Source organism: Streptomyces sp. UH6 (assembly GCF_013421635.1).
Lineage (GTDB): Bacteria > Actinomycetota > Actinomycetes > Streptomycetales > Streptomycetaceae > Streptomyces > Streptomyces abyssomicinicus.
The window spans coordinates 1-2,287 of sequence record NZ_JACADT010000921.1 but is presented as its reverse complement, the minus strand read 5'-3'; the positions used below and the strand labels follow the sequence as shown (position 1 = coordinate 2,287).

Annotated in this window: 3 protein-coding genes; 2 read left to right on the top strand and 1 reads right to left on the bottom strand. The window is 71.0% G+C overall.

Annotation, left to right across the window (positions count from 1 at the left end):
- Positions 1–48: 48 nt before the first annotated feature.
- The gene (locus HW445_RS27575; protein WP_180223585.1) at positions 49–1,092 is read right to left on the bottom strand and encodes a M48 family metallopeptidase; all 1,044 of its coding nucleotides are present in this window, start codon (positions 1,090–1,092) and stop codon (positions 49–51) included.
- A 158-nt stretch (positions 1,093–1,250) separates the two neighbouring features.
- On the opposite strand from HW445_RS27575, the gene HW445_RS27570 reads away from it, so the two are divergent.
- Complete coding sequence (locus HW445_RS27570) at positions 1,251–1,412, top strand: hypothetical protein (RefSeq protein WP_166026764.1); 162 nt, start codon at positions 1,251–1,253, stop codon at positions 1,410–1,412.
- A gap of 86 nt (positions 1,413–1,498) precedes the next feature.
- Positions 1,499–2,152, top strand: coding sequence for a nicotinate-nucleotide adenylyltransferase (nadD, locus tag HW445_RS27565; protein ID WP_180223584.1), 654 nt, complete (start codon positions 1,499–1,501; stop codon positions 2,150–2,152).
- Positions 2,153–2,287 lie beyond the last annotated feature (135 nt).

Sequence of the window (2,287 nt, the reverse complement as noted above, 5' to 3'; positions counted from 1 at the left end):
ACCCCGCCGGGCGCCGGCGTCGGGTCCTGGCGTCGGGCCCCGGAGCCGTCAGGCCCCGGTGCCGCCGCCGGCGTTGTCGGCGCTGCCGTTGAAACCCCGGCGTATGCGGTCGGTGGCGCCCCCGACCAGCTTGAACAGCGGATCGGCCGAGGTGCGGACCGTGTCCGCGTAGCTGGCCGCCGACTCACGGAACGCGTCCGTCACCGAGGCCTCCTTGTCGTCCTCACGCCGCGGGTAGTGCCCGTCCATCAGCCGCTGGAAGTCCCGGGAGGCCGCCCACCGCCGGAGTTCGGCGGCCCGGACCGTGGTGAACGGGTGGGAGCGCGGCAGCACGTTCAGGATCTTCAGCACCGAGTCGCGCAGGTCGCCGCCGGCCTCGTACTCCTCCGCCTGGCGGAGGAACGCGTCCACGTTCATCTCGTGCAGGTGGTTGCCGCCGGCCAGCTTCATCAGGCCGCGCATCGACGCCTGGACGTCCTGGCCGACCAGCAGGCCGGCCCGGTCGGCGGAGAGCTCGGACTTGCGGAACCACTCGCGCAGCGCCGTCACGATCGCCATCACCGCGACGTTGCCCAGGGGGATCCAGGAGATCCGGACCGCCAGGGTGGTGAGGAAGAGCAGCACCGTGCGGTAGACCGCGTGGCCGGAGAGGGCGTGTCCCGCCTCGTGGCCGACGACGGCGCGCATCTCCTCCTCGTCCAGCAGCTCCACCAGGCCGGTGGTCAGCACGATCACCGGCTCGTCCAGGCCCACGCACATCGCACCCGGCTTCGGGTCCTGCGAGACGTACATCGCCGGGACCTTCGGCATGTCGAGGATGTAGCAGGCGTCCCGCAGCATGTCGTGCAGGTGGGGAAACTGCTCCTCGCTCACCCGGACGGAGTCCGACAGGAAGAGCAGGCGCAGGCTGCGCTCGGGTATCAGCCCGCTGAGGGCCTTGAAGACGGTGTCGAAACCGCTGAGCTTGCGCAGCGCGACCAGGGCGGACCGGTCCGCCGGGTGCTCGTAGGCCCGGGACGACAGCCCCGGGAACCGCCTCCGGGAGCGCGCCGCGGTCCCCTCGTCGCGCTGCGTGTCGTCCTTGCCCGGCATCAGGTCCCCCGCCCGTGTCGCCCTCGTCGGCCCCCGGCCACCCGGCCGGTGCTGCTGTGAGGAGGACGAGCGGGCGGGGCCGATGGTTCCCGTGACCGGCCGCCGCATACGATGAGCCGACGTCCTTATCCAGCCCATACGGATTGGTCCAGCCGAAGATGAGCTTTGAGCAGAGCGCCGCGCAGTTGGTCACCCTCGCCGCCGAGGGCGGCGAGCAAGGTCACCACATGAACCTCAACCCCCTGCTGCCGGGCATCGGCGCCTTCGTGATCCTCATGCTGCTGCTCTTCATCACCGTCGGCTTCAACCGCGACCGGTGACCCGGAACGGGTGATCCCGTCGCAAATCCCCAGGTGGGGAAGGTCGAGGTCAAGCTTCCGGGACCGGGCCGGTAGGGTCTGCACGCATGGGAGAGCAGGACATGCCTGCCGGTCCGGGAGGCGTCCCGGCCGCCGGCCCGGCCGACAAGGCAAGACGCCGCCGCCTCGGGGTGATGGGCGGGACGTTCGACCCGATCCATCACGGACACCTGGTGGCGGCCAGTGAGGTCGCCGCGGCGTTCGCACTCGACGAGGTCGTGTTCGTGCCCACCGGCCGGCCCTGGCAGAAGAGCCACCGCACGGTCACCCCGGCCGAGGACCGCTACCTGATGACGGTCATCGCCACCGCCGAGAACCCGCAGTTCTCGGTGAGCCGCATCGACATCGACCGCGGCGGTCCGACCTACACCACGGACACGCTGCGCGACCTGCGCGCGCTCAACCCGGACACGGACCTCTTCTTCATCACCGGCGCGGACGCGCTCGCCCAGATCCTCACCTGGCGGGACGCGGACGAGCTGTTCTCCCTCGCGCACTTCATCGGCGTGACGCGGCCGGGACACATACTGCACGACCCAGGGCTGCCCGAAGGCGGTGTCTCGCTCGTCGAGGTGCCGGCGCTCGCCATCTCGTCCACGGACTGCCGTGCGCGAGTCGCCAAGGGCGCCCCCGTCTGGTATCTGGTGCCGGACGGAGTCGTGCGCTACATCGACAAGCGTCAGCTGTACCGCGGCGAGTGAGCCGAGAGGGGCACCGGTGAACGACCGATACGACGCGGGACACGCGGGACAGGCGGACGGCCAGTACGAACTGGTCGGCTACGACGAGTACGGGCAGCCCGTGTACCGGCAGGCGCCGCGCCAGGCCGGGCCGCA

Excerpts from the sequence above, each read along its gene's own strand:
- HW445_RS27575 (WP_180223585.1), bottom strand. The coding sequence starts at position 1,092 with ATGCCGGGCAAGGACGACACGCAGCGCGACGAGGGGACCGCGGCGCGC.
- nadD (WP_180223584.1), top strand. The coding sequence starts at position 1,499 with ATGGGAGAGCAGGACATGCCTGCCGGTCCGGGAGGCGTCCCGGCCGCC.
- HW445_RS27570 (WP_166026764.1), top strand. The coding sequence starts at position 1,251 with ATGAGCTTTGAGCAGAGCGCCGCGCAGTTGGTCACCCTCGCCGCCGAG.